Origin of the sequence: Candidatus Binatus sp. (assembly GCF_036567905.1) — a bacterium.
Taxonomy (GTDB): domain Bacteria; phylum Desulfobacterota; class Binatia; order Binatales; family Binataceae; genus Binatus.
Map to the genome: position 1 here is coordinate 14,854 of NZ_DATCTO010000064.1, position 25,857 is coordinate 40,710.

Sequence of the window (25,857 nt, forward strand, 5' to 3'; positions counted from 1 at the left end):
TTACCGTTGCGAAGCTGCCAGCGCCTGATCGAGATCCTCGATGATGTCCTCGATGTCCTCGATCCCCACTGACAGGCGAACGTACTCGGGCGTTACCCCCGTGCTCAACTGCTCCTCGCGCGTGAGCTGCGAGTGAGTCGTCGAGGCGGGATGAATAACCAGCGTCTTGGCGTCGCCGATATTGGCCAGGTGGCTCATCAACTTGACGTTATTGATAAACTTCACCCCGGCGTCACGGCCGCCCTTGATGCCGAACCCAATGATGGCGCCCTGGCCCTTGGGCAGGTACTTGCGCGCGTTGGCGTAGTCCTTGTGGCTTGGCAGACCGGGATAGTTCACCCAATCCACGGATCGATGCTGCTCCAGATGCTTGGCAACCTTCAATGCGTTTTCGCAGTGCCGGGGCATCCGCAGGTGCAGCGTCTCCAGCCCTTGAAGGAAAAGAAACGCCGCGAACGGGCTCATGCACGCGCCGGTATCGCGCAGCCAGTGCGTGCGGATGTGCAGGATGTAGGCGATATTGCCGATGGGCCGCAGCGCCTCCTCGAACACCATCCCGTGGTACGACGGGCTGGGCGCGCAGAATTCGGGCCATTTCTTCGGGTTGTCACCCCACTTGAACTTCGCACTATCGACGATCGCGCCGCCGATGTGCGTGCCGTGCCCGCCGATGAACTTGGTGGTCGAGTGAACGATGATGTCGGCCCCGTCTTCGATCGGCCGGTACAGCCACGGCGTCATCACCGTGTTGTCTATGATCACCGGCAGGCCGTGACTGTGGGCCAGCTCCGAGATCTTACGGAAGTCCGGGACATCATTTTTTGGATTTCCCAGCGTCTCGAGGTAAACCAGGCGCGTCTTGTCGTCCACCAGCCGGCTGATTTCCTCGGGCTTGGCGGAATCGAAGAAACGCACCTCGACGCCGAGCTGCTTGAACGTCTGCGTGAACAGCGTCCACGTACCGCCATACAGGCTGGTGGCCGAGATGATGTTTTGGCCGCTGTGGGCGATGGTCAGGATGGCGGCATTGATTGCAGCCTGGCCCGACGCAAAAGCCAGCCCTGCCGCGCCGCCCTCCAGCGCCGCCAGTCGCTTCTCCAACACGTCGTTGGTCGGGTTCATCAAGCGCGTGTAGATGTTGCCGAACTCTTTGAGCGCGAACAGGTTCGATGCGTGCTCCGTGTCGTTGAACAAATACGACGACGTCGCGTAAATCGGCACGGCCCGTGCGTTGGTGGCGGGATCGACCTGCTGTCCGGCGTGAAGCGCAAGCGTCCCCAGCCGATAGTTGGAACTGCTGTCTGCCATTAACTTCCCCAATCGATGGATTCGATCATTTGGCCGATTTTATAAGATAAGCAACGTTTTTTGATAGACTTGTGTCAAGAGCGCCCGGCGCTGCGCCGAGATGGCTTGCCATGCCCGAGGTTCGCGCTGACCGGCGATGCATCCGCGCTGCACGCCCGGAACCCAGCGGACCGGCGGGATCGTCGCCGGCATCGCAGGCGCAATTATCGCAATTTAACAATCTCGCCGAAGCGCGCGACCTGCCAGCACCGCTTTAATCAGGCTTGACGAAGGCTTCGACACGATTGATCTAAATGATGCCAAGACGCTACTCAAGGAACTAGACGATTAGTTGCATTTGCGTAGAGGGCATAAATTGACGTGTCGGAAACATCGATAGGGAGGAGTCGTCGCATGCGGGTACCCGGCAAACTAATACTTGCGGCCACTTTCGGAATGCTGATCCTGGCTGGCGGAATTTCAGGATGCAGCATGTTTTCCCCGTCTAATGCTCCCGTGGACTGCGACGCAGTGAAAAATCAGGAGCAGGCGGGTTTGACTGACGCCCAGATCGCCTCGAATCTTGGCTCCACAGTCGATCAGGTCGCAGCCTGCCACGGTCCGAAAACCGCCGCAGGGCCCCAGGATTAATCAGGAACGCCGGCGAAGATGCCCGCATCTTTGTCTTAACATTGGGTGCAGGGGTCACCCATGCCGCGCGCGCGGTTTGCGACTGCGGGTGCGCGTTTGAGCGTGCGCCGTCTCAGCCGCCCGGAGTAACTCGTCGAACGATGCGCGAATTGCTGTGACAAGGTCGCGGAGATCGGGCAGCACATCCCAGTCCCCATTGAATCCCCAATACAACCGGCCATCGTAGCTGAGCAGCGCGATGTTGAGCGATTGATCCAAAAACAGCGGCCCGATTGGATATCCGGCCAACAGTCGCGCGCCGATCATATAAAGCGGGATCTGCGGTCCGGGCACGTTGGTGACGATCAGATTGAACGGGCGCGCCCGCGCCGCCAGACGCATCGCGAGCGACAACAGCGTGGCCGCCGTCCACTCGCTGACCTGCGCGAGCACCTCTGCTCCCAGCGCCTGCCGCGACCCTTTGAGATCGGCCGTGATTGCGCGGACCGCCTGCAGGCGCCGGCGCGGATTGGTTTGGGCGATCGGAAGGCGCGCCGCCCATGACGCGATTCGATTTCCCAGCGTGCCTCGCTCCGACGACGCGCGCACGCTCACCGGAACCATCGCGCGGAAATCGAGTTGCGCAATTTCTTCAGGAGAAAATCCCCGGCCGCTCAGAAACAATCCAACCGCACCCGCCACCGTGGCCAGCACGACATCGTTTACCGTCCCGCCCAGAGCGTTCTTCACCCGCTTGACGTCGGCCAGCTCCATCGCCGTCCATTCGAATCGCCGATGCGGGCCGATTGGCTGATTAAACGGCGAATCCGAAGCTGAAGACATTCCTGCGCTGAGCGTTTCGGTTACCGCGGAAATCTGCTCGCTGATGCGCTCCGCGGTCTCGGCCGGATTTTGCATCGCGCCGAGGATTGCTTTGCCCAATTCCAGCGGCCCCGCCAGCCGCCGCCGGGCTTCCTCCATCACCAGCTCGCCGCGCGACGGCGCGGACTGCGGCTGCCACGGCTGCGCGTCGGGAATCGCCGCGTCCGGCGCCGGACTCATCAGCACGGCTGCGAGATCGACGGCGGCTACTCCGTCGATCATGCAGTGATGGGTCTTGGTGATCATCGCGAAGCGATCGCCGTCGAGTCCCTCGACTATCCACAATTCCCACAGCGGTTTGCCGCGATCGAGTTGCTGCGAGACGATTCTTCCCGTCAATCGCTTGAGCTGCTCGTCGCCGCCGGGGCGCGGCAGCGCAGTGTGCCGCACGTGATATTCAAGGTTGAAGCGATCGTCGTCCACCCACACCGGATGATTATCGAGCGGTATCCGCGCGATCCGCTGCCGATAACGGGGGATGAGATGCAATCGCGACGCGACGTATTTCCGGATCTTTTCGATATCGATTCCGCCGCCGGCAGTCCGCAGCGGACCGGCGTCGAAGACCATCACGCCCGCGACGTGCATGTGCGTTTCAGGATATTCGAGGTCGAGGAATGTCCGGTCCAAGGCGCTTAGCCGTTCGTGCTTGGCCATCGCGTCAGCTCCTCGCGTCGGGCTCGTGATGATGCGGTTTTAGCAGGAAGCCCGCTCGCATGACCATCGTCGCCCGTGGGCGATGCGTCCGCGTTGCACGCCCGGAACCAAACCGATCGCGAAAAAGAAAGTTGCGCAGCGCTGGTTGCCGGAGCCCCTCAGGGTACGGCGTGGAAGATGCCGATCGCACCCTTGTATGCGCGTGCGATGGCATGATCCACGAAGGGGTAGTCGCCCGCTTCGTGGACGGTGAACTCGAAGACGGCCCCATCGCCGGGGCCCACCTCAAAACTCTGCACCCCGTGGAATGCGTTGGCGGGGTTTCCGCTTCGATAGACCGTGCTGAACACGGTGCCGACAACGTGAAAGGTAGAGGTGCGCTTTGGGCCTATGTTCACGAAGAAAATGCGCACCGGCCGGCCGACTTTTATCTGGATCGGGTGGTCGGCATATTTTTCCGGAATGTCCCGCTTTACGGTAGCGCCCACAAGCGGTAGGATTGGCTAGCGTGACAGGCCGGTGCAATTCCAGTAAGGTTGACTTGTCCTTCGCGCGACCGTATTTAGATTGCCCGAAGGGGAAAGCCGATGCTTAATATTTACGGAATCAGCGTAGTCCCGCAGATTGATCAGAACGGGCGCACAACGCTCGTTTTAGATTTGAACAACTTGGTTGCCGACCCCAAGAATGAAGTCCCCAATCTCATGAATCAGACCGAATTTGAGAGCTTCTTGGGGCGGCAGATAGACTTCTCTAGTCCGCTTAGCAAGTAAAATTTCCTCGCTCAAATTCGCTCGCTCCTTGAGTATTCGTTCGGTTCGTTCGTCTTCGCCAGACGCATAAACCAAGTTCGTCTTTAACTGCTCTGCGTTAACAGATTGGTATGGTCCGACGGTGGTTGAATGCACCATAAACATTGAATTTGCTGAGGCATATCGAATCTCAGCACCTACAAAAACGACGGTCGCGATTGAAGCGACTAATCCCGTCGCGTGCATGATCACTTTCGTAGGTAACGCGCGGATATGGTTGTAGAAATAAATTCCATCGGCCACGGAACCGCCAAGAGAATTCAAGCATAGATAGATGTAGTCCGCCTTTTTGTTAGAGGCGATGTTGAATGCTTGGCAAAGGCGCGTGACCCCGTTTGAGTCGATAATCCCAGTATAACCATAGTAGGCAACGTTCTTTCCGGTCAGGTCGATCATTCTTCTCCCCTTTCGTTCGATTCGATGAGTGCAAGTTCGCCTTGTGGTGCTGGGAAAACACGTCTAAAAAGACGCTCAAATACCGTCCAGTTTGGCGATGCTTTCATCAGAGTTAAGACCGCTAGCACCTGTTTTTCAAGATGCGGATTTCCTATGTTCTCAGTGAGATACTGATGATGCTTGCGGCGACGCTGGCCCTTCTCGTTTGGCGGATTCAGGCGTTGTAGCTCGGGCAATACACCTGGTGGCAAGTGCGCATAGATAAGCTGATTATTCAATTTACCCACGTACCGTGGGCCGCGAGGCCCTTTGGTTGATGGATCGGATGCCCACGTCCAATTTCTTAGTCGGAACAATTCCTTGAAATATTCGATCGGAAAACGTTGCGTCCACGGCAAAAACTCGGGCTGAATGTAAGCCTCTAAAATGCGCTGAAGTGCATCTCGTTCGCGTTCCTCTTGGTAACCGGTTGCTTCATCTATCAGCGCGATAATACCGACACCCGCCAGACCGCGAAGAAGACGATCGCACTGTTCAGCGATCCGCACCTGAGATTTAGGCAGTGCGCCCTTGTCCCGCGCTTCAACGAAGACCCTGCAAACTTCTGGAAGAATGCGAGCATCAAATCCCAGTGCATATCCGCTACCGCCCTTTCCGCCTTTCTCGGTGCGGCGACCGCCCGTTCCTAATGGGCGAAAAAGTACGGGTTTCGACGATCGCCTTAAGTCTTCGGAAATAAAGGGGATTAGGTTGGGTGAGGCCAAGAAAACCGGCAAATCTGCGATCGCTGCTTTTTGCGCTACCCCGCCAGCTGGTCGCGAACGCCCGATGGCCTGCAAGAGCGTCTTTTGCGTCAGGACGCGCGTTTCGTCTTCAAGGACCGCAGAACCTAATTCAACATCACCGATTTTGACCGGCGCCTGTCGAACCGCACGCAGAATCTTTTCTCTTTGCTCGCTCATGCTCCCAACCCCCTTGCCAGAGTAATTTCAAAGACGTTTGCAACTTTGCGAATGTTGTATCGGTAGCTGAACTCATCAAGGTATCGCGGTAGATAACGCTTACTGAGCCGGTGGTACTGGCCCATCAGGCCCCTCCTGAGCAATGCCCAATAAGATTCGAGCGTGTTCGTATGGATGTTCCCCGAAACGTACTCAACTTGGTGGTTGACGGTCTGATGCCTAATGAAAGCGGATAGACGCCAGTAAGACTGCATTTCGTCCGTCATCACCGTTGTGCCTTCGGCTTCAACGTGCTCGCGAATAAACTGAGTCAGCGTCTTGGCTTTGACGTTCGGAACAAGTCGAGTGATAACCTTACCGCCGCGCTGGACCGCGCCAACAACCGCGAGCTTCTTGGTGCCGCGTCCGCGTTTATTGTGTGGCGCTTCATCGGCGCGCCGAGCCCGCTTGCGAGGTTTTCCGCCGATGTAAGTTTCATCGACTTCAACAACGCCTTGCAGTAGCGCGCGCTGATCCGGATGCTCTTCCATAGCGCGTCGAATCCGCATCGCCATGAACCACGCGGTATCCTTGTTAACTTCCAGATCGCGGCCAAGCTGGCGCGCCGCGATGCCCTTCTTTGCGTTCAGGATGAGCGACAGCGCCAGAAACCACTTCTGCAACGGCAGATGGGTGTGATGGAAAATCGTCTTGACCATCGCGGAAAAGCTAGTCTTGCAATTGTTGCAATGATGCCGCTGTTCCTTCGGCATCGCTGTAGAGCGATCCGATCCGCAGTACGGACAGACAGGTTTGCCGCGCCAACGCACGGCCTCGATATGTGCGATGCAATCCGATTCTTTAGGATAAAGCCGATAGATTTGAGCGATGTTCATACAACCATCCCACCGTGTGATGGGACAGTTGTACCAAAATCAACCGACAGTGTCAACTACCTTAAACTGGGACATTCCGTATTTTTCGATGACGCCGTTGAACACCACGAAATCAGGGCGCTCATCCATCATCCGCTTGCTGTCGCCAGAGACCATCCCGTTCTTGTCCGGATCGCCATAGAATTCGCCCTGCTCGAGCGTCACTTCCTGGGCCTTGGACCATCCGGCTTTGGGATCCACGATCATCATCCCATACATTCCGTTGGCGATATGGGTGACCATTGGCGGCGCGCAAATGATGACTGCCCGCGCCGTACACCGCATGCACCACCATCCCGAGCAGCGGCAGCGGTTCCAACGCCGAAAAAAATCCGCCGATCGCGAACCAGTAGCGCGGCGTGCCGATCCAGAAGTAGTGATGGCCGAGCCCGAGGATGCCCGTGCCGAGCACCAGCGCAACTTCCACATAGAGCCAGCTCTCGACCACGCGCCGCGACGCGCCCACCAGGTGAATCAGGGTCCACACGCCATGATGCATCCGATCAGTACTTCCCAGGTCGCTTCGACCCACAGATGAACCAGCCACCACCACCAGAACAGGTCGTGCGACATGTTGCCAAGTGCGGGAAAAGCATCGAAGATAAGCTCCTCGCCCCCGATTTTCGGCGCATACTCGGCGCGCGCCGGATCGTATTGGTATGCGATCGAGTTGTTGATTACGTCGTACGACGGGACGCGCGGGCTGCCGGGAGTGATTTGCCGCAGCGTGTCGATGGTGAGCGCGGCAAGCACCATCGACATGAAGATTGTGGCGGCGATCGCCCCGGCGCGCCAAAAGAGCGGATCCTGTATGTAGCGTTGCTCGCGCTCCGTCATTGGCGCCCCCCCCGCACCGATGTATGGCAACGAACGGCTACTCTTTACAGAGCAACGTGGAATAACTCAAGCGAAACATTCGCTCGCGACGACGTTCGGCTCACCGCTAACTCCAATTGGCGAACAGCTTTTGAGATAAACCAGAACTCAAATAGCATTCGCCGGAATCACGCAGACGCCGAGAATCGTTTTACCTGCGTGCCCGGGACGCCTCACGATCATAAGCGCCTCTTACTTGTCGACCTCGTGGACGCGATTACATTCCACCGCCACCCATTCGACCACCAGCGCCCATCATGGCGCCTACCAGGTTCAGGTAAACATTCCCCGAGCCGTCCGTTGCGAGAACGGTGGTTCCTGCTCCGTTCGCGGTGGAGAATGCGCCGGTCCCGCTATTCACGATGTATGACCCGTTGAAGGTGGTTGGGGTTGACGCCGATCCCACCTGACAAAACAGGCCCACATCGCCCAAACTTACGCTGTCGTTGTTCGCCGCAGTCAGAGTAATCGTGCCACTGGCGCCATAGCACGAGCCGCCGTTGCCGTTCTCGATCGGGTTGGCGTTGGAGAAATTCAGCGTCGCGCTGAAGGAGCCATTGCCCATGCCCGTACCGAGTAAAGTTCCAGTCGCGCTCTCTGTGCAATTGCTTCCGGTGCAGTTAGTAGAGCCAGTTCCGATACCCGATCCGCTGATTCCCTTCATGTGCTGGCTATGTTTGTTGCCGCCGCCGCCTCCGCCGCCGCCTCCGCCTCCGCCTCCGCCCATGGCAAATGCCGGCACGGCCGCAATTGTGACGAAGCATGCGACAAGAATGATCGACCTGGTAGCGTTCAGAACCGCGGATAAGTTGGATTTACGCATAAAATCACCTCAGATAAGTTTTATTTAAGCATGGAAATGCCTTCACGTGCAAACTATGCCCTAAGATTTGACCACGCGAATAAAGCTACCGACGTGCTTTTTCTAAAATTAGCGAAGCTTCGCAGGATGGAAAATTGCCGCAGCGGGCTGCTCCGCGCCTTGCGCGCGCGGATGGCGACGGCGCACGCGGCGCAATGCCTGACGGACCCGATAGCTGAGCCCGCTGAAGTCGTGGGGGTAGCAGCGCCGTCGGTCCGGCAACTTAGCTGATAGACAGACCATTGGTGCCCGCTACCGCGGCGCCAATCGTAAGCAAACTGAGGATCAGCAATACCCAATGAAGCAGCTCCATCCTCCGGAAAGCGGCCTCCGGGTCTGTGTGGACCGAGCGAATGAACCAGGAATGCAAAAAGAGCGGCTCGACGACAAACAGCATGAGGGCGAAGATCGTCCACAGAATCACCATGCTATCTAGCCACCAACCCCTCGCCGCAAGCATCGACCTCCAGAGGTCAAGATGGTTGAGCATGTAGAGACCGGTAATGCCGACGACCAGGACCGAGATTCTGGCTTGCGGTGCGAAACGAGACTCGACGAGGTCGAAAATGCGCAGCCGGTCCTCCACCGTGTCCATGCGACGGGCAGTCGGCAGGATCACGGTGGTTACCAGAGCGACACCGCCGATCCAATGAACGACGGCAAGCACATGCACAGCGATAGCAATCACGAACAGCATCAGTCACCAGCGCGAGTGTGTTGCCCAAGGCTTCAGAAGCCTCGGAAAATTCGGTCAGCCATAGTCGAGCCTTTCACCTATGAGATGCAGGCACAAATTCATCTTCTAATTTGATTCTAGAAAGTATCGCTCGGAAAGAGGGAACGAAAAAACCATAAACGAAGTTAAAACGATTTTTTCATCGCCCGGCGCCTTGCGTGCGAGACGCCGCCGGCTCTATGGTTGCCCGGAGGACGTATGCGAAATATCGACGCAGTCCGCGGGCTCAAGGACCTCTTCGTCAGCGCGCTCAACGGCGGCACAACCACCGTCGAGGAGCTTCATACCGCGATCGCCCGGCGTCCTTTCGAGGCGCTTGAACTCGACCCGGCGACCCGTCTCCCGGCGGCTGCGGTTCGGATGCTTCACGACGCAATTGCGGGCGGTGTTTACTGGAGTATTCGCAGCATGATGGAGTTGGCCGGGATTGCGGCCGAGTTGGCGCTAACGCCGCTCGAACAGACACAGCCGGCCGAAGAAGAACCGCTGCCCGCCGCCCTGGATCTCGCCGTCAGCGCGCTGAACGGGTTCATGGGCGACCATCTGGAACGCAATCGAAACGGTTTGCGGACCCGCATGGAGTTTCGCCATGAGGGTCGAGCCGTCGCCCTGGAGGCCGAGACTCTCCGCCGTACATACCCGGGCGCCGGCCGAAAGCTCGCCGTGTTCGTTCATGGTCTCGCGTGCAACGAGCAGTCGTGGCGGTTTTACTCGGAAGAAACCTACGGCGACCGCGAGACGACGTACGGATCGCTTCTGGAACAAGACCTCGGCTACACGCCGCTCTATCTCCGCTACAATTCCGGTCTCCACGTTTCGGAAAACGGCGCGCTGCTGGCCGGGAAAATGGAAGAGCTGGTCAACGCGTGGCCCGTCGCTGTGCAGGAGATCGTTCTCGTCGGCCACAGTATGGGCGGGTTGGTCGCGCGAAGCGCGTGCCATCAGGGCAAGCAACGTCGAAACGGCTGGATCGGTTCCGTTCGCCATATCTTCTGCCTCGGCACCCCGCATCTTGGAGCGCCGCTCGAGAAGCTCGGGAACGTTATGGGATGGGCCTTGAACGTGTCCGACCTGACGCAGCCGATCGCAAACATCGTCAACGGCCGCAGCGACGGGATCAAAGACCTGCGCTTTGGCTATCTGGTCGAGGAGGATTGGCGGGGACGAGATGCCGACGCGCTGCTCGAGGACAATCGCCATGACATCCCGTTTCTCGACTCCGCGGCGCACTACTTCGTTGCCGCAACCGTGACGGAAAGTCCGAGCGATCCGCTCGGCTTCATTGTCGGAGACATGCTGGTGAGATTTCCAAGCGCCCTGGGTCGCGGCGTGCAGCCGGCCAGGCGCGTCTCGTTTCCAGCCGTGAACAAGAGCCACCTGGGGATGACGACCCACCTGCGGATGCTCAACCATCCTGCGGTCTACGAGCAGATCCGATTCTGGCTTGAGCCGGCGGCCGCCACGCTGACGACGCTCGGCGAAGCTCAGTGAGTTGGCGCCCGGCCTTCAATCACTGCAGACAGAGGAGCGTGTTCCGTCATTCACGCCGCGTGGGTGACGGGTTCGCCCCCTTCCATGCTCTGCCGCACAACCTTCGCCGCACCGGCCATCGCGCAAGAGTCGTCGTCCAGTTCGGCGCGATCGCGCTTGCAAATGCGACCTGAACTAACCTAATCAACTAATACAAGAGATCGGTAGGCTACACGGATTCTTATCAACCCAAACTCTCGCTTATAAGTCGGAAGTTGTGAACGAAAACATTATCGACGAAACCATCGCGCGCGCCGCGGCCGAACGCCGCAGTGCGCTTTCGGAAATCGAATCCAAACGGATCCTCGAAGCGATCGGCATCGCAACCCAGATGCCCGAGCCGGCCCGCAGCGCCGACGAAGCCGCGGCGGCGGCCGAGCGGCGCGGCTTCCCGGTCGTGCTCAAGGTGCTTTCGCCCGATGTCACGCACAAGAGCGACATCGGCGGCGTCGCGCTGGGCCTCGCTTCGAAAGTCGAAGTGCGCGAGGCCTTCGCGCGCATTCGCGCAAATCTCGCGCAAAAGGCTCCCGACGCGCGATTCGAAGGCGTCGCGGTGCAGGCCATGGCGGCGGCGGGACTGGAGCTGCTCGCAGGCATCGCGCGCGATCCCCAGTTTGGTCCGATGGTGATGGTTGGTCTGGGCGGAGTGTTGGTTGAAGTGCTCAAGGACACCGCGGTCCGGATCGCGCCGGTCGATAAGCGCGAGGCGCGCGCGATGCTGGCGGAGCTGCGCGGCGCTGCGCTGCTTGACGGCGTGCGCGGCAGCGCGGCGGTTGACCGCGAGGCGATCGTGGAATTGCTGGTCCGGATATCCGAGTTCGCCGCGCGCCGCGCGGAAATCCGGGAAATGGACCTGAACCCGATCGCCGCCTACGCGTCGGGGCTGAGCGTGCTCGACGCCCGCATTGCGCTCGAGCACGAGGTCAAAGACGCCGCGCGCGGGCAATTGCCGGGGGCAGAAGCGGCGGCGCTTCAAGCTCGCCGCCAGGAAAAACTCCGGCGCGCGCTCAAGCCGCGCTCTGCGATTGTGATCGGCGATCGCGCCTCGCGCGATTTCATGTGGCTGCGTGCGCTCGATAACTTCAAAGGCAAGCGCTTTTCGGTGCAGCCCGACGCAAAGGAAGGCGCCGCGATCGAGGCGCTCGGCATCAGGAACTTCCGCAGCGTGTCCGAGATCGGGGAACCGATCGACTACGCGATCGCGTCCGTTCCGCGAAAGGTCGCGCCGCAGACGCTGGCCGAATGCGCCGCGGCCGCGGTCGCAGGCATCGGATTCTTTACCGCCGGTTTTTCCGAAACCGGCGATCCGATCGGAGTGGAACTCGAAGCGGAACTGAAAAAGATCGCTTCGCGCTCGGATATCGCGCTGGTCGGCCCCAACTGCATGGGCCTTTGCAACCCGGGGCTGGGACTGCTCAATTCCCCGAGCCTGCGCGCGGGCGAACCGGGCGACGTGTGCTTCATCTCGCAGAGCGGAACGCACGCAATCAGTTTCTGCATGCAAGCTCCGGGACGCGCGATCAAGGTCAGCATGTCGGCGTCGATCGGTAACGCGCTGGTGCTGCAGGCCGCGGACTACCTCGACGTGATGGCCTCCGACCCCGCGACCCGTGCGGTCGGCATCTACCTGGAGGGAGTACGCGACGGACGGCGCTTTTTCGAGAGCCTCAAGCGCGCCACAGCGCGCGTCCCGGTGCTGGTCTGGAAGGGCGGCGTGACGGACTCGGGCGCCCGCGCGACATTTTCGCACACCGGATCGCTCGCGACTCCGGCGGCCGGATGGCGGGCGGCGATGCGTCAGAGCGGCGCGGTCGAAGTGGCGGGGCTCGAGCCGATGCTGGACGCGATGGAGCTGTTGACCCGCGCGCGGCCGGTGAGGGGACGCGGGATGGCGCTGGTCGCGATGACCGGCGGACAGTCGGTGGTGATCAGCGACACGTTTGCCAGTCATGGACTGGAAGTTCCGGCCTTGTCGGAAGCTTCGTACGCCGAGTTCAAGAGCTTCTTCCAGGTGATCGGCGGCAGCTACCGCAATCCGCTTGACGCCTCGTGGACGCTCGGACCCCGCACGGCCGGCGGCCAGGATAATGTCGATCGCGTACTGGACATTCTTGACCGCGATCCGGTTATCGACGCGATCGTGATGGAGGTCAGGCCGGGACTGGGGTTTGGCGGCCCGAGACGCCCAATCGACGTCAACGACACCATCCCTTTGCTGGATCGGCTCGCGCGCTTCGCCCAGCGCGCGCACAAGCCGTTTGCGATCGCGGTCGAATCGCAACATGTGGTGCCCGACCTGCGGGCCGCAGTCGCGGCCGGCGCAGGCGCGCTTGCACGCGAGCGGGGACTGGCGACCTTCGACACTTTCGAGCGCGCGGCGGGTGCGTTTCGCGCCGCGGCTGAGTATTTCGAGCGTGCGGGAGCCTCGGCCCAGAGACCGAACGCCGTGGGTTAATTAAAATCAGAGAGCCGAGATGGAAATTCCGGCGCCATCCGCCATGAACCAAAAGCCCGCATGGCTTCGAGCGCTCTTCCCATGGGAGCAGAAAACGCTGCGTGTCAACGGCCGCAACATGGCCTACGTCGACGAGGGGAGCCGTGGCGCGCGGCCGGTGCTGCTGCTGCACGGAAATCCCACCTGGGGATTTCTCTACCGCGACTTCATCGACCCGCTGGTTAAGGCGGGCTACCGCGCCGTTGTTCCCGATTGGATCGGGTCGGGCTACTCCGACCATCCGCGCGTCGATGCCGCGCTTACGCTGGCGCATCATATCGCCGACCTGGTCTCGCTAATCGACCAGCTCGATCTGCGCGGCTGCGTGATCGTCGGACAGGACTGGGGCGGCCCGCAGGGCGTGGGAGCGGCTCTGCAAAGACTCGATCGACTCGCCGCGCTGGTGCTCATGAACACCTGGCTCTTTACCGATTACGCCGGCAAGTTCCATCAGTCGCCGCTGCCGTGGACGACCTGGCATGCGCCGCTAATCGGCCAGCTCCTGATGAAGCGTTTCAAGGTGCTTTCCCATGCGGGACCGTCGGCGATAAGCAGGCGCGGGATGACGAACGCGCAGAAGCGGGGCTATCACCACGTCTTCGACGAACCCGATTCCGATCACGTCGTGCTTACCTGGCCCAGGACGATCCCGCTTCGCCAGGGCGACCGCGGATGGGCCGACATGACGATGATTCAGCGCCGCCTGCCCGAGCTGGCCCGGACGCCGACCCTGCTGCTGTGGGCGCCGGAGGACGCCGTCTTCCCGATCGAGTACGCCAGTCGGTTGAAGGAGCTGATGCCGCATGCGGAGGGGCCGATCCTGTTCGAGCGGGCCGCGCATTTTCTCCAGGACGACCGCGGACCCGACCTGGTCGCCGCAATCATCCCGTTTCTCGATTCCGCGGCGGGCAGTCGCGTATGAACTTTATGACGCCGACTGCGGACGAACTGGCCGGCTTGCGCGCCGACCCGCTGCTCTGGGAGCAGGAACTGGACACGCGGCCTGAAGTGGCCGAATCGCTCGAGCGTGCGGTGGGCAAGCGCGCGGGCAGAGTTTACTGGCGATCGAACAGCGGCCATCTGTACGCGCTCGAACTCGCGGACCTGGGGCGAGGCCGCCCGTCAATGGCGATGGTTTACGGCTTCTGGAGCCGCTACGAGCCGCGTCCGCCCGAAGATCAGATCGACCGCGATCTGATCGATTTCTGCCTGTGGGTTGCCGAGGTCTGCGACGGCCTCAACCCCGAGCATCTCGCGCGCGTTCTGACCTTCGCCGGCCATCCCGTCGCGTGGCCGCGACCTTAAAAGTACGGGCACGGCTGACGCCTCCCTCGACCCGCTATTTGTGGGGCGGGTGCGCCAGAAATTCAGGCGGAATCCAGTCGGGCGGCTGCGGGCAGCGCCGGCTTGGATTGAGTGCGATGAGATTGCGCAGCGCGTCTCCGGACATCAGTTGGAAGCCGGCCTTGACCAGGTCGTCGGCCATGAATTGCAGCCGGTGTTGGGACCATATGCCGCCGAGGGGGTCGACCAAGGTCGGCTTGCCTGATTCAAATCGTATGCCGGCGCCGTTGTAGACTTCATGACCTGTGAGCGTCGTGAGGTCACCGGACTTACTGCCAAGCGGAATCACCAGAATCTCCGTATCTCCGCTGTCGGGACCACCGGGCGGAGACGCGCAGGCACTCACAAACGCCATTCCGTTCTTGGAGGCCACCCCGCCCAAGTACTCTCCATAGCCTACGGTCATGCGGTGGTCAGGAAATATTTGAGCAGAGGCTCTCCGCGCAGTCCCTGAAAGTGATAGAGTAACGAAGACAGCCGATATGATTATACAACCTAGCTTCATGGGTAAATATCTATATAACGGTACCTGTTGACAGCGTTATCGAACGGTCCGAAAATCATCGTGGGTCTTTCGGGTGGTCTCAACTTTTTGTTGGGATAATTTTCTGCCGTAGTTCTATTATTGAAGTGTATCGCGCCGTGGGTTGGATCAATCCCGGCCGCATCCTGGCTATTCGCGGCTTGCGCGCATGAGAAACACTCATTCCATAGGCGCTGCCCTCTCGGATTCAACCCGGTCAGCGGCGCGCCGGAGGCATGCGTCGGAGGATGAGGGGTTCTGCTGCCATTGATGAGGGCGTGACCCATGGCAATACGTGCCGTGTCAATATTGTCGCCGGTTAGCACGCTGGTTTCACGAAACAGAATATTTGCAAGTCGGTCGACGCCTCCGCCATGAGAGTAGACGTTTGTGCCGTCTTGCAGCCCGATGGTTTGAAAGCTGCCGCCGAACCCGCGCCCGAGCTGTGCCAGTTTCGCGTAATTGACCTGGGAAACCGCGACGGCCGAGGTCGATTGGGGGAAGAAGAAGTTGAAGATGAGCTGCAGGATGCTGCCGAGACCATAGGAGAGAGAACCCTGGTTCTGGGAATAGCCGCCAGCGCCAGGTGTCCCGCCGCAGTCGCCGCCGGGGCAGTCGTCCATCCCGCTGAGGTCGCTGCCGGTGATGGCGTTATCGCTTGCATAGTCGAACAGGTTGGCCTTGCCGCGTTCGGGGTCCTCGGAGATGAACCGCGCCAGTTGCGGATTATAATACCTCGCGCCGGCGCTGACGGAGCCAGCGCCGCGAAGGCGCGACAAATCGGAAATCGGGGGGGGTCGATTCCCCCCCCCGTCGATCCTTATGCCACTTCGAACAAGCCGGCCGCGCCCATTCCGCCGCCGACGCACATCGTGATCACAACGTATTTCACTCCGCGCCGCTTGCCCTCGATGAGCGCATGGCCGGTCATCCGCGAGCCGCTCATTCCGTACGGATGACCGATCGAGACCGCGCCACCGTCAACGTTTAGCCGCTCGTCCGGGATGCCCAGCCGGTCGCGGCAATATATGACCTGGCACGCAAACGCTTCGTTGAGTTCCCAGAGCCCGATGTCGTCCATCTTGAGGCCGTTGCGCTCCAGCAGCTTGGGCACCGCGAATACCGGCCCGATACCCATCTCGTCGGGTTCGCATCCCGCCGCCGCCATCCCGCGATAGATGCCGAGCGGATGCAGCCCGCGCTTCTCGGCCTGCGCGCGTTCCATCAATACGCAGACCGAGGCGCCGTCGGAGAGCTGGCTTGCGTTGCCCGCGGTGATGAAATTTCCCGGACCCCTTACCGGCGGCAGCGAGAGCAGCCCTTCCAGAGTGGTGCCGGGGCGGTTGCATTCGTCGCGCTCGAGCGTGACCTGCTGGTGGGTGGTCTCGCCGGTCTTCTTGTCATCGAAGCGCTTGGTAACCGTGGTGCTGATGATCTCGTCGTTGAAGCGTCCGGCTTCCTGCGCGGCGAAGGTTCGCTGCTGACTCTGGAACGAATACTGGTCCTGAGCTTCGCGGGAGATTTTGTAGCGCTTCGAGACGACCTCGGCGGTATCGATCATCGCCATATACACCGCCGGCGCGTTCTTGAGCACCAGTGGATCGGCCTGGCGGTATGCGTTCATGTGCGAATTTTGCACCAGGCTGATCGACTCGACTCCGCCCGCGACCACGGTCTGCATGCCATCGACCATGATCTGCTTCGCCGCCATCGAGATGCTCATCAGGCCCGACGAGCACTGCCGGTCCACGCTCTGGCCTGCGATGCTTTTCGGCAGCCCCGCGGCCATTGCGCACTGGCGTGCGACGTTGAATCCCTGGCTCCCCTGCTGGAGCGCGGCGCCCATGATCAGGTCGTCGATTTCGCCCGGCTCGATGCGGGCGCGTTTGATGGCCTCGCGAATAATCGGGGCGGCCATCGACGGCGACTCGATATCATTGAACGCGCCGCGATACGCTTTGCCGATCGGCGTGCGGGCGGTGGCTACGATAACGGCTTCTCTCATAAAGAACTCCTTGCTTTCCGCGCGCACTCACCGTGATCGCGTCGGATGCGTTTGTTGAAGTGCATAATGTCGCCGCTGGCCGGTTTTGGCAACTCTTCCAAACTGCTTCATATATTGACATATGATATGCCAATATATTAGCCTGTGCGGGCTTTTGGTAACGGAGACGCCGGCAGAGGAATAACCCGAATGGCGGATAGATATCGCATCTTTGGCGCCGAGCTGTCTCCCTACTCGGTGAAGGTTCGTTCCTATTTCCGGTACAAGGGAATTGCGCACCAGTGGATCATTCGCAACGCCGATAGCCAGGCCGAATACCAGAAATACGCCCGGCTCCCGATCGTACCGCTGGTGGTTACGCCGCAGAACGAAGGCCTTCAGGACTCGACGCCGATAATCGAGCGCATGGAATCCGTGCACCCCCAACCGGCGATTCATCCGTCGGATCCGGTCGCCGCCTTCGTCTCGGTCCTGCTCGAGGAGTTCGGCGACGAGTGGGGAAACAAGTGGATGTTCCACTACCGATGGGCGCGCGATGTCGATCAGCTCAGCTCCGCAGGACGAATCGCGCGTATGCTGATGCCGGCGGCGGACGACGAACAGCTTTCCGCCGCGATCGCGCAGGTGCGTGAGCGGATGGCCGGGCGAGTCTGGTTTGTCGGCTCGAACCCGCAGACCGCGCCCCAGATCGAAGATTCCTTCTGCGAGACGCTCGCGATGCTCCAGACGCATCTGGCCAACCGGGCCTATCTCTTCGGCGCGCGGCCCGCCTTCGGCGACTTCGCAATGTGGGGTCAGATCTACAACGCATGGACCGATCCTACGCCCGGCGCGATCATCGAAGCGCGCGCCACGAATGTCCTGGCGTGGATCCATCGAATGCTGTGGCCGCGAGCGGAAGGTAATTTCGAGGATTGGCCGAGTCTCGAGCCGACGCTGATGCCGCTGCTGGAGCGCCAGGCCGGCCGATTGTTCATGCCGTGGACGACAGCCAACGCGGGCGCAATTGCCGATGGGCGCGAAGAATTCAGCGTCGAGCTGGCCGGCCGCACGTGGACCCAGAAGCCGCAGAAGTATCACGCCAAATCTCTCGGCGCGCTGCGCGCGAAATACGCCGCTCTGCCCGACAAGCGAGCGATTGACGCAGTCCTGGATCGTGCGGGCTGTCTTGCCGGACTGCGCGGCTGACGTTGGCGACGGCGTCTGACCGCAAGCCGCGCGCGTCAGCCTATCGGGTCTATGGGATGGGGCAGTCCTACTTCACGCGCAAGCTCACCGGTTACCTCGACTACAAAGTCATCCCATACCTGCTGCGGCGATTCGCAGGCGCAAACCGCGCAGCGCGCGAGGCGGGATGGCCGGGCGCGATGCCCGTCGTGACGACACCCGACGGTAATTTCATGTGGGACACGACCGCGATGATCCATCATCTGGAGTCGCGCTTTCCCGAACCACGCGTGTTTCCCGACGATCCGCTGCTGAGCTTCATCGGCTATGTCCTCGAAGATGCGCTCGACGAATGGTTCTATCGCCCTGCGGTCGGATCGCGATGGTTTTATGAGGAGAACCATCGTGTTGGCGGATGGGAGCTTGCGCGCGACGCGACCCATGAGCTGCACGTTCGGTGCGACCAGGCATACGCAGTCGTGAAGGCGCACGTCACCGCGACCTGCGAGCCCTTTGGCGTGACGGCCGCGAACATCGATTTATGGATCGGGGAAATTCTGCGGCCGTGGTTTCGTGTGATGGGTGCTCATCTCGCCGCGCATCCGTTTCTTCTGGGCGGCCGGCCGTCGCTGGCGGATTTAGCATTCTTCGGCGGCAACGCGGCGCATTTCATCAACGATCCGTTGTGCCGGCGCTGGGTCGATGCGGACGCGCCGGCAATCGTGACGCACACTCATCGCCTCATGGAGCCTGAGGATGCACAGTTCGCCGATTGGATGGCGCCCGGAGAGGTGCCGGAGACGATGATCGCAATTCTCGCCGAACTGGGCCGCTTCTACCTGCCGTGGGTCAGCCGTGCGGCGGCGGACGGCAAAGCGCAGCTCGCATTCGCAGGCGGCCAGCGGATCGAAATCGCGATCACGCCGTTTCTCGCCCAAGCCCGCGCAACTCTGCTCGCCCGCTACGTGGAGTATCGCAGCGATGCGCTCGACGCGGTCCTGGCGCGCGCGGGAATTCTTTCCTTCTTCGCGGACTACGCCGATCATGCCGGCACGCTGCCGAACTACAGCGCTCCGCCGCGCCCCGCTCTCAACCGCCCTTTTGGACCGCCGTGGGAACGGGAGCCGTGGCCGGCCGACGCTGGCAAAGTCCGCAACACAGGGTCGGTTACTGATTGAAGCGGGACAATGAATATAGACACACCCACCCGCGAACAGACCGATGGCCGGCGGCAGCGCAGCGAAGCAAGCCGCGAGCGTATCGTACGCGCGATGCTGGAACTCGTCGGGGCTGGCGAAGTCACGCCCAGTGCGGAAGCCGTCGCCGCACGCGCCGGCGTGGGGCTGCGCACGGTGTTCCGCCACTTTGACAATATGGAAAGCCTGTACCAGCAGATCGATGCGGTGATGACCGCCGAAATCCGTCCGATGGTCGAGCGTCCCTTCGCTGCCGGCGAATGGAAGGCACAGCTGGGCGAATTGATCGAGCGCCGCATCCGCATCTTCGAGCGCATCATGCCGTTCAAGATCGCGGCGGACGCTCACCGCCATCATTCACCGTTTCTCGCCAGCCAAGGGGCCGAGATGACACGGGAGCAGCGTGCCGAGCTTAGCCGCCTGGTCCCAAGGGGCAAGCGCGACAATGCCTTGTTCTTCGAGGGCCTTGATCTCGTCTTGAGTTTTGAGAGCTGGCGGCGAATGCGCAAGGATCAGAAGCTTTCCTTGCCCCGCGCACGCCACGTGCTTGAACGCCTCGTCGGCGCGCTCCTCAAAGCCGATTAATTACCTCGTAAAGCCCGAGACTGTGATCCGCCGGCGCCGGCTGCGAGGCGGGCGGAGAATTCGCACACTGCGCGAGGGCCGTGGTAAGCTCGAACTTATGGCGGCCAACGATCAGGGGGCGCTGCGCGAGCCGACGGACTTCGGCAGGCGCAAGTTTGGTGCGGCGCTGGTCAATGTGACCAACGTCTGCAACCTCGAATGCCGCCACTGCTTCGTTTACCGCGCCGGCAATCCCAACCTCGCGCGCGACAAGATGGACGACGCGACCATGCTCCATCAGTTGCGCATGCTGCGCGACAAGCACGGCATCAAGTCGATGCTGTTCATGGGCGGCGAGCCCATGATTCGCAAGCGCCTGGTATTCGAGGCTATGAACCTGTTCGAGCGCTCCTCGATCGTGACCAACGGGACCTACGGGATTCCGTCCATCCCCGGCCGTCTGGTCACTGTGTCGCTCGACGGACCGGAGCGGATGAACGATCCGATCCGCGGCGAGGGCGTGTTCCGCAAGGTCAAGCAGGCGATCTTCGCGCGCGATCCGCGCGACGGCACGACCGTCATCATCCAGATGGCGATCACGAGGGAGAACGCGCCGGGACTCGAAGAATTCATCGAGGAAGTGAAGGACTGGCCAGTCGATGGCGTCGCATTCACGTTTCATGTCCCCTCCAAGGGAGAGCACGGCCCACTTGCCTGGGATGACCTGCGCGAGCGCGACGCGGTTATCGACCGGGTCATCGCGCTCAAGCGCAAGCACCCGACGCTAATCAAGAGCAACGTCGAAACGCTGGAAATGATGAAGTCCGAGCGCGCGCTCAATTACACCGGCGAGCGCGGTGAGCATTGCGCGCTGCGCGCGATGCTGCCGCTTTACATGGGCGATAACGGGAATTTCGAGCGAACCTTCTGCTGCTACGGCAACGATGTGGACTGCGCGCGCTGCGGCGCCTACGGCGTTTTCAACAGCGCGTACCATCGGATGAAGGGCGACCACGCGGAAGACTGAAGCTTCCCGGACGCTCGTTGGGCAGCCGCCAGCGCCGCTTGCGCCCGCCGCTCACGGAACGCGGCTCAGCGTAGTTGCTCGCCGAGCCGCATCCAACTTCGCAATCACGCTTGCGCGAGGATCAGTTGCGCGCCGGCAATGCTCAACATGTCGTTGGTGCCGTCTTCGATCAGCGACGCACGGGCATCGCGGAAGATTTTCTCGATCCCGTACTCCCTGCTCAGCCCGTTGCCGCCAAACACCTGCAGCGCATCGCTGGCGACTTCGAAGGCTGCCTGAGTGCAGAAAGTCTTGGCCGCCATCGCGTACTCGAGTGCCGGGATGGCCGCGGCGTCGTTGTATTCCATCGCCGCGCGCGACAGGCGCCGGCAGGCCTCGACCTTGGTAAACATTTCGAACAGACGCTTCTGAATCAGCTGATGCTCGCAGATCGGCTTGCCGCCCTGGATCCGTTGCCTGGAGTAGTCGAGCGCCGCCTCGAAGGCGGCTCGCGCGACGCCCGTAAACACGGCGCTCATGGTGCCGTTGGCCTTGGTCAACACCTGCATCCCGAACAGGTCGAAGTTACCCGGCTCGGCAAGCATGTAGCGCGCGGGAATGCGAACGTTGTCGAAGAAGATTTCGCCCTGATTGAGTGCACGCTGTCCAATCTTGTCCAGCGGCCTGCCCTTGGACACCCCGGGCAGGTCGAAGGGAACGAAAATGGCGGCGCCGGCGCGCGGTTGGCCGTTGTTGGAGGCGGCCATCAGGTAGGTTAGTCCGTGGGTTGCGATGGTGCCGTTGGATACCCACGCCGCCTTCTGGCCGTTGATGACGTAGTCGTCGCCCTCGCGGCGCGCGATGACGCGCCCTCCGCGATTGGTCGGATCGGCGTCGTCGAGGATCGAGGAACCCCAATCGGAGCCGTGCGCCGGCTCGGTGACCGGCCAGCATCCGATGTATTTGGCCTCGCGATCGGCGACAAACGGCTTGAGGTATCGATCTATCAGCTCGCGATTGCCACTGGCCGCGAGCGCCTCGAACGGAAAGCCGGCAACCCCGAGACTGATCGCGAGGCCCGCGCTGCCCCAGCCTAATTCCTCGAGGAAGACGTGCATTCCAACGCCGTGGAGCCCCAGCCCGCCAAACTCCGTGGGAATCATCGCCGCGTGGTAGCCGAGTTGGTAAGCCGACCGATAGAACTTCCACAGGATCGAGTCAGGCGCGATCACTTGCTGCGGATCGGCAATCCGATCGAGCGCGGTGGCGGTAGGGCGCACGACGTTCTCGGCGAAGCGGTGGACGGCGCTTTTCAGCTCCGCCAATACCGGCGGGAAGTCAATGTCAAGCTCCACGTATGTCTTCATTTGCCGGCTCCTGAAGGCGCCGGATTAGCCTTTACCGCGGCCGCTTCGGGCTTCGCATTGGGCGCCGCAGTGATGGGATTGGGCACGATCTCCAGCGCACGATGCATGAATTCGAGCTCTTTCTGCCGGTACGGCAGCGGCGCCGGGGCCTGAATCATGCCGTCGCGTTGTAGTTCCGCCACCACCTTGGGGTCGCGCTCGAACGGTTCGCCGTGCTCGTTGACGAAGTAGAGTTGTCCGAACGGAAGCTTGGGGCGCTGGCCGCCGGCCTCGCGGCTCTCGAGCGGATAACCGACCGTCATCAGCACCAGCAGATGCGCCGATTCAGGCAGCTTGAACAGCTTGCGCATGCGCTTCTCGCGCGGACCGTCGAGCGAACCGGTGCCGATGCAGCAGGTGCCAAGCCCCTCGTCATAGGCGACCAGCGTGGCCTGGCCGATGCCTTGGCCGCAATCCATGTCGGTCAGTCCGGTCTTCATCAGGCCGTCGTAGTTCTGCCTGAAGTAGGGGATGAGCACGGTGTCGAGATATTGATGCTCGGCGGCGGGATCCAGACCCATCACGCGCGCGTCGGTCAACTCATGCAGGCGGTCGCCCTGAGTGGCGTGATCGGTCTTGCGATCGTAAATCGCTTCCTCGACCCAGTACCACAGAATCACCACCGGCGCGTGTTTCAACTGCGAGGTCCCCAGCGGTGCGACCAGCGCGTCCCATTTCTCCGGTGGCGATTCTCCGCGGAACATCACGATCGCCCGCAGCGCCTGCACATTGCCCCAGAACGAGGCGATCCGCGCCGCCTCGAGCATCTTCTGGATCTTTTCCCGCTCGACCGGGCGATAGGGGTTATAGAAGCGGATGGTGCGGCGGATGCCGATGGCCTGCTTCAGTTCCATTGCTCAGACTCCCTTGCTTCGAAGGTCTAGGAAACGTGCGCCTTGACCGGCGCGGTCTTGCTCTTGTCGCGATCCCAGGTGGTCGCGGTAAGGCCCTGCTTCTTGAGCACCGCCTTTTGCACCCGATGGGTTTCGGTTTTGGGCAGGCTTTCGCGGAAATCGAGGTAGCGAGGCACCATGAACTTTGCCATCCGTTCCTCGCAGAACCGCACCAGTTCTTCGGGCGGAACGCTCTGGCCGGGGCGCAGCACCACCGCGACCATCACATCGTCTTCGCCCAACTCCGAGGGCACTCCGAATGCGCCCGATTCGAGCACCGCCGGATGCTGGTTGACGATCTTCTCGACTTCGAACGATGAGATATTCTCGCCGCGCCGGCGCATCGAGTCGGTCTTGCGATCGGCGAAGAAGTAGTTGCCGTCGGCGTCGCAGTAGGCCATGTCGCCGGTGTACAGCCAGCCATCGCGGATCTTGGCGTCCGTGGCGTCGGGATTCTTGAAATACTCGACGCGGCGCGCACTCGGGTTGTCGATTTTGAAGATCAGGTTGCCGGCCTCGCCGACCGGAACCTCGGCGCCATTGTCGTCGACCACCTTGGCCTGGATTCCCGGGGGCGGTTTGCCCATCGAGCCCTTGGGCGAAGTCCCCGCGTTGAACAGACTGAATCCGCCGCCGTCGACCGCTCCGTAGCCTTCCCACACCGTGAGCTTGAAGCGCTTCTCGAATTCCGCCCATGCCCATGCCGGAGTCGCGGCACTGAAGATGATCCGCACCGGGTTGTCGGCGTCATCGGGGCGCGGCGGCTGCTTGAGCAGGATCGGGATCATCGCGCCGAGCGCGTTGAAAGTCGTCGCGCGGTAGCGGCGGATATCGTCCCAGAAGCGGCTCGCGCTGAAGCGGCGTCCGAGCGCGACCGTGTAGCCGGCGACCAGCCCGCGCACCACGCTCAGGAACAGAGCGTTGGCGTGAAACAGCGGCAGGCAGGTATAGAGGATGTCGCCCGGCTGGTAGCCCGCGCCGGGTGCGGCGAACATCGCGAACCCGCGGTACCGAAAAACCACGCCCTTGGGCAGCCCGGTGGTTCCCGAGGTGTACAGCAGCGCCGCGATTGCGTCGGCCTCGAGCGCGACATGGGGCTCGCCGGCCGGTGCTTTCGTCAGTTCGGCCAGCGTGATCGCGCCGGGCGGCATCGCGAAGCCCGCAGGCGCTTCGATCGTGTCCACGATCAGATGTTTGATCGCGGGAAGGGTCTCGCGAATTGGGAGCAGCGACTCGACCAGATCGGCCGAGATGAACAGCGCCTTTGCTTCCGAGTGATTCAGAATGTACGCGAGGCCCTCGCCCTTGAGCGCGATATTGACCGGAACCGCGTAGGCGCCCAGCTTCTGGGTGGCGAAGAACGCATCGAGGAACTCCGGCCGGTTCGGCATCATGATCGCGATACCGTCGCCCGGCTTGATCCCCAGTCCGGTGAGCCCGTTGGCAACCCGGCTGGCGCGCTGGTTGAGCTGGCCGTAGGTGATTTGCTGATCCTCGAACCGCAGGAAGACCTTGTCGGGATCGGCGGCGGCCTTCTCCCGCAGGATGTTTGCCAATGAGAAGAATTCCTCAGCCATTGTTTTCCTATGCCGCCAGAATGTGGATGCAGGCGGCGCCGCCGAAACCCTGACAATGCGCCAGGCCGATCTTCGCGTCGCGTACCTGACGCGGGCCCGACTCGCCTCTGAGTTGCTCGACGATTTCCACGATTTGCGCAACGCCGGTTGCGCCGAGCGGATGGCCCTTGGCGAGCAACCCGCCCGAGGCGCTTACCGACACCCGTCCGTTGATGGCGCTCAACCCCTGTTCGACAAACTTTCCGCCTTCGCCACGCTCGCACAGTCCAAGGTTTTCATAGTGGACGATTTCGGCGATCGCGAAGCAGTCGTGCAGTTCGATCACGTCGAGGTCGTCGGGCTTGAGGCCGGACTGCTGATATGCGATCGACGCCGCGCGCGTGTTTATCTCGGTCACGAACGTGAGCGGGTCGCTCGCGCCTCGCTCCGATTGCAGCACGGAAGCGACGATGGTTGCCGGCTTGCGGGGCGAGGTGCGCGCGAAGTCCGCGCGCGCGACGATCGCGGCGGCCGCTCCGGAACTGGTCGGACAGCACATCATCAGGGTCAGCGGATCGGCGACCATGCGAGAGCCGATGACATCTTCCACCCCGACCTCGATACCGTACTGCGCTTTGGGGTTGTGCGAAGCGTTGCGATGGTTCTTCACCGAAACCATCGCCATCTGCTCGACCGTGGTGCCGTACTTCTTGCTGTGCGCACGGAAGACCTCGGCAAACATCTCGGGCATCGGCGCCGAGCGTTTAGCTTGCGACGGCGCCGCGAGTCGCGCGTCGGCAGCCAGCGGCCCCCGCTGCATCTTCTCGAATCCCACCGCCAGCGCCACATCGACCATGCCGGCCCGCACCGCCATCACCGCCTGGTGAAACGCGGTCGAACCGGTCGCGCACGCATTCTCGACGTTGATGATTGGGATGCCGGTGGCGCCGACGCGATTGAGGAGCCGCTGGCCGGCCGTGATCCCCTGCATCGCGTGGCCGCAGCAGGCCATTTCGATCGCCGAGAAGTCGAGTCCCGCATCGGCCAGGGCGGCCTTGACCGCTACCTCACCGAAATCCTCGAAGGACTCCTCCGGGTGCCGTCCGAAAGCCGACATTCCGACTCCGATCACACACACATTCGGACTCTCACTCATATG

General features: G+C 61.5%; 24 protein-coding genes and 1 pseudogene. 8 read left to right on the forward strand and 17 right to left on the reverse strand.

Annotated features, from left to right (window positions below; all coding sequences use genetic code 11):
- The 10 genes and pseudogenes from VIO10_RS10065 to VIO10_RS10110 all read right to left on the reverse strand — a co-directional run bounded on the left by VIO10_RS10065 (position 1) and on the right by VIO10_RS10110 (position 8,975).
- Positions 1-1,308, reverse strand: coding sequence for an O-acetylhomoserine aminocarboxypropyltransferase/cysteine synthase family protein (locus VIO10_RS10065; RefSeq protein WP_331963183.1), 1,308 nt, complete (start codon positions 1,306-1,308; stop codon positions 1-3).
- A 684-nt stretch (positions 1,309-1,992) separates the two neighbouring features.
- Positions 1,993-3,456: a wax ester/triacylglycerol synthase family O-acyltransferase gene (locus VIO10_RS10070; protein ID WP_331963186.1), complete on the reverse strand. Its 1,464-nt coding sequence runs from the start codon at positions 3,454-3,456 to the stop codon at positions 1,993-1,995.
- A 158-nt stretch (positions 3,457-3,614) separates the two neighbouring features.
- Entirely contained in the window at positions 3,615-3,944 is a 330-nt protein-coding gene (locus VIO10_RS10075; protein WP_331963189.1) for a hypothetical protein, read from the reverse strand.
- A 165-nt stretch (positions 3,945-4,109) separates the two neighbouring features.
- Complete coding sequence (locus tag VIO10_RS10080; RefSeq protein WP_331963192.1) at positions 4,110-4,664, reverse strand: ATP-dependent Clp protease proteolytic subunit; 555 nt, start codon at positions 4,662-4,664, stop codon at positions 4,110-4,112.
- The gene (locus VIO10_RS10085; protein ID WP_331963195.1) at positions 4,661-5,626 is read right to left on the reverse strand and encodes a P63C domain-containing protein; all 966 of its coding nucleotides are present in this window, start codon (positions 5,624-5,626) and stop codon (positions 4,661-4,663) included. Before VIO10_RS10085 ends, VIO10_RS10080 begins: the two co-directional genes overlap by 4 nt.
- Positions 5,623-6,501, reverse strand: coding sequence for an IS1595 family transposase (locus VIO10_RS10090; protein WP_331963198.1), 879 nt, complete (start codon positions 6,499-6,501; stop codon positions 5,623-5,625). The genes VIO10_RS10085 and VIO10_RS10090 overlap by 4 nt, the downstream gene beginning before the upstream one ends.
- Positions 6,502-6,540: 39 nt before the next feature.
- The gene (locus VIO10_RS10095; RefSeq protein WP_331963201.1) at positions 6,541-6,783 is read right to left on the reverse strand and encodes a hypothetical protein; all 243 of its coding nucleotides are present in this window, start codon (positions 6,781-6,783) and stop codon (positions 6,541-6,543) included.
- A pseudogene (locus tag VIO10_RS16235) lies at positions 6,782-7,116 on the reverse strand (cbb3-type cytochrome c oxidase subunit I); the annotation flags it as partial. The pseudogene VIO10_RS16235 and the gene VIO10_RS10095, both read right to left, overlap by 2 nt.
- Before the next feature lie 517 nt (positions 7,117-7,633).
- Positions 7,634-7,981, reverse strand: a complete 348-nt coding sequence (locus VIO10_RS10105; RefSeq protein ID WP_331963206.1) for a hypothetical protein — start codon at positions 7,979-7,981, stop codon at positions 7,634-7,636.
- A gap of 520 nt (positions 7,982-8,501) precedes the next feature.
- Positions 8,502-8,975 (reverse strand): hypothetical protein, encoded by a 474-nt coding sequence (locus tag VIO10_RS10110; RefSeq protein WP_331963208.1) that lies wholly within the window; start codon positions 8,973-8,975, stop codon positions 8,502-8,504.
- A gap of 237 nt (positions 8,976-9,212) precedes the next feature.
- On the opposite strand from VIO10_RS10110, the gene VIO10_RS10115 reads away from it, so the two are divergent.
- From VIO10_RS10115 to VIO10_RS10130, 4 genes are all read left to right on the forward strand, one after another.
- A complete protein-coding gene (locus tag VIO10_RS10115; RefSeq protein WP_331963211.1) occupies positions 9,213-10,505 on the forward strand; it encodes a hypothetical protein in 1,293 nt (430 codons plus the stop codon).
- 256 nt (positions 10,506-10,761) lie between these two features.
- Complete coding sequence (locus VIO10_RS10120; RefSeq protein WP_331963214.1) at positions 10,762-12,999, forward strand: acetate--CoA ligase family protein; 2,238 nt, start codon at positions 10,762-10,764, stop codon at positions 12,997-12,999.
- A gap of 43 nt (positions 13,000-13,042) precedes the next feature.
- Positions 13,043-13,960: an alpha/beta fold hydrolase gene (locus tag VIO10_RS10125; RefSeq protein ID WP_331963217.1), complete on the forward strand. Its 918-nt coding sequence runs from the start codon at positions 13,043-13,045 to the stop codon at positions 13,958-13,960.
- A 5-nt stretch (positions 13,961-13,965) separates the two neighbouring features.
- Entirely contained in the window at positions 13,966-14,343 is a 378-nt protein-coding gene (locus VIO10_RS10130; RefSeq protein ID WP_331963219.1) for a hypothetical protein, read from the forward strand.
- A gap of 34 nt (positions 14,344-14,377) precedes the next feature.
- On the opposite strand, the gene VIO10_RS10135 is transcribed toward VIO10_RS10130, so the two are convergent.
- The 3 genes from VIO10_RS10135 to VIO10_RS10145 form a co-directional block, all read right to left on the reverse strand.
- Complete coding sequence (locus VIO10_RS10135) at positions 14,378-14,788, reverse strand: hypothetical protein (RefSeq protein ID WP_331963221.1); 411 nt, start codon at positions 14,786-14,788, stop codon at positions 14,378-14,380.
- 95 nt (positions 14,789-14,883) lie between these two features.
- The gene (locus VIO10_RS10140) at positions 14,884-15,684 is read right to left on the reverse strand and encodes an RHS repeat-associated core domain-containing protein (protein WP_331963223.1); all 801 of its coding nucleotides are present in this window, start codon (positions 15,682-15,684) and stop codon (positions 14,884-14,886) included.
- 41 nt (positions 15,685-15,725) lie between these two features.
- Entirely contained in the window at positions 15,726-16,910 is a 1,185-nt protein-coding gene (locus tag VIO10_RS10145) for an acetyl-CoA C-acyltransferase (RefSeq protein ID WP_331963226.1), read from the reverse strand.
- 189 nt (positions 16,911-17,099) lie between these two features.
- On the opposite strand from VIO10_RS10145, the gene VIO10_RS10150 reads away from it, so the two are divergent.
- From VIO10_RS10150 to VIO10_RS10165, 4 genes are all read left to right on the forward strand, one after another.
- Positions 17,100-18,098: a glutathione S-transferase family protein gene (locus tag VIO10_RS10150; RefSeq protein ID WP_331963229.1), complete on the forward strand. Its 999-nt coding sequence runs from the start codon at positions 17,100-17,102 to the stop codon at positions 18,096-18,098.
- Positions 18,099-18,100: 2 nt separating this feature from the next.
- Positions 18,101-19,255 (forward strand): glutathione S-transferase N-terminal domain-containing protein, encoded by a 1,155-nt coding sequence (locus VIO10_RS10155; RefSeq protein WP_331963232.1) that lies wholly within the window; start codon positions 18,101-18,103, stop codon positions 19,253-19,255.
- Between the two features lie 9 nt (positions 19,256-19,264).
- On the forward strand, positions 19,265-19,858 hold the full coding sequence (locus tag VIO10_RS10160) for a TetR/AcrR family transcriptional regulator (protein WP_331963235.1): 594 nt from the start codon (positions 19,265-19,267) through the stop codon (positions 19,856-19,858).
- A 97-nt stretch (positions 19,859-19,955) separates the two neighbouring features.
- Entirely contained in the window at positions 19,956-20,864 is a 909-nt protein-coding gene (locus VIO10_RS10165) for a radical SAM protein (RefSeq protein WP_331963238.1), read from the forward strand.
- 104 nt (positions 20,865-20,968) lie between these two features.
- Here VIO10_RS10165 and VIO10_RS10170 read toward each other — a convergent pair whose 3' ends face one another.
- The 4 genes from VIO10_RS10170 to VIO10_RS10185 are packed head-to-tail and all read right to left on the reverse strand — an operon-like array spanning position 20,969 to position 25,854.
- Positions 20,969-22,210: an acyl-CoA dehydrogenase family protein gene (locus VIO10_RS10170; RefSeq protein WP_331963241.1), complete on the reverse strand. Its 1,242-nt coding sequence runs from the start codon at positions 22,208-22,210 to the stop codon at positions 20,969-20,971.
- Positions 22,207-23,103, reverse strand: coding sequence for a nitroreductase family protein (locus VIO10_RS10175; RefSeq protein WP_331963244.1), 897 nt, complete (start codon positions 23,101-23,103; stop codon positions 22,207-22,209). The genes VIO10_RS10170 and VIO10_RS10175 overlap by 4 nt, the downstream gene beginning before the upstream one ends.
- Positions 23,104-23,129: 26 nt before the next feature.
- Positions 23,130-24,719 (reverse strand): AMP-binding protein, encoded by a 1,590-nt coding sequence (locus tag VIO10_RS10180; RefSeq protein WP_331963247.1) that lies wholly within the window; start codon positions 24,717-24,719, stop codon positions 23,130-23,132.
- 7 nt (positions 24,720-24,726) lie between these two features.
- Positions 24,727-25,854, reverse strand: coding sequence for a thiolase family protein (locus tag VIO10_RS10185; protein WP_331963250.1), 1,128 nt, complete (start codon positions 25,852-25,854; stop codon positions 24,727-24,729).
- Positions 25,855-25,857: the final 3 nt, after the last annotated feature.

What these genes read in the sequence shown, in the direction of transcription:
- VIO10_RS10115 (WP_331963211.1), top strand. Translation starts at nt 9,213, where the DNA reads ATGCGAAATATCGACGCAGTCCGCGGGCTCAAGGACCTCTTCGTCAGC.
- VIO10_RS10145 (WP_331963226.1), bottom strand. Translation starts at nt 16,910, where the DNA reads ATGAGAGAAGCCGTTATCGTAGCCACCGCCCGCACGCCGATCGGCAAA.
- VIO10_RS10175 (WP_331963244.1), bottom strand. Translation starts at nt 23,103, where the DNA reads ATGGAACTGAAGCAGGCCATCGGCATCCGCCGCACCATCCGCTTCTAT.
- VIO10_RS10170 (WP_331963241.1), bottom strand. Translation starts at nt 22,210, where the DNA reads ATGAAGACATACGTGGAGCTTGACATTGACTTCCCGCCGGTATTGGCG.
- VIO10_RS10135 (WP_331963221.1), bottom strand. Translation starts at nt 14,788, where the DNA reads ATGACCGTAGGCTATGGAGAGTACTTGGGCGGGGTGGCCTCCAAGAAC.
- VIO10_RS10105 (WP_331963206.1), bottom strand. Translation starts at nt 7,981, where the DNA reads ATGGGCAATGGCTCCTTCAGCGCGACGCTGAATTTCTCCAACGCCAAC.
- VIO10_RS10150 (WP_331963229.1), top strand. Translation starts at nt 17,100, where the DNA reads ATGGCGGATAGATATCGCATCTTTGGCGCCGAGCTGTCTCCCTACTCG.
- VIO10_RS10160 (WP_331963235.1), top strand. Translation starts at nt 19,265, where the DNA reads ATGAATATAGACACACCCACCCGCGAACAGACCGATGGCCGGCGGCAG.
- VIO10_RS10125 (WP_331963217.1), top strand. Translation starts at nt 13,043, where the DNA reads ATGAACCAAAAGCCCGCATGGCTTCGAGCGCTCTTCCCATGGGAGCAG.
- VIO10_RS10185 (WP_331963250.1), bottom strand. Translation starts at nt 25,854, where the DNA reads ATGAGTGAGAGTCCGAATGTGTGTGTGATCGGAGTCGGAATGTCGGCT.
- VIO10_RS10180 (WP_331963247.1), bottom strand. Translation starts at nt 24,719, where the DNA reads ATGGCTGAGGAATTCTTCTCATTGGCAAACATCCTGCGGGAGAAGGCC.
- VIO10_RS10095 (WP_331963201.1), bottom strand. Translation starts at nt 6,783, where the DNA reads ATGGTCACCCATATCGCCAACGGAATGTATGGGATGATGATCGTGGAT.
- VIO10_RS10080 (WP_331963192.1), bottom strand. Translation starts at nt 4,664, where the DNA reads ATGATCGACCTGACCGGAAAGAACGTTGCCTACTATGGTTATACTGGG.
- VIO10_RS10065 (WP_331963183.1), bottom strand. Translation starts at nt 1,308, where the DNA reads ATGGCAGACAGCAGTTCCAACTATCGGCTGGGGACGCTTGCGCTTCAC.
- VIO10_RS10165 (WP_331963238.1), top strand. Translation starts at nt 19,956, where the DNA reads ATGGCGGCCAACGATCAGGGGGCGCTGCGCGAGCCGACGGACTTCGGC.
- VIO10_RS10110 (WP_331963208.1), bottom strand. Translation starts at nt 8,975, where the DNA reads ATGCTGTTCGTGATTGCTATCGCTGTGCATGTGCTTGCCGTCGTTCAT.
- VIO10_RS10085 (WP_331963195.1), bottom strand. Translation starts at nt 5,626, where the DNA reads ATGAGCGAGCAAAGAGAAAAGATTCTGCGTGCGGTTCGACAGGCGCCG.
- VIO10_RS10090 (WP_331963198.1), bottom strand. Translation starts at nt 6,501, where the DNA reads ATGAACATCGCTCAAATCTATCGGCTTTATCCTAAAGAATCGGATTGC.
- VIO10_RS10070 (WP_331963186.1), bottom strand. Translation starts at nt 3,456, where the DNA reads ATGGCCAAGCACGAACGGCTAAGCGCCTTGGACCGGACATTCCTCGAC.
- VIO10_RS10130 (WP_331963219.1), top strand. Translation starts at nt 13,966, where the DNA reads ATGACGCCGACTGCGGACGAACTGGCCGGCTTGCGCGCCGACCCGCTG.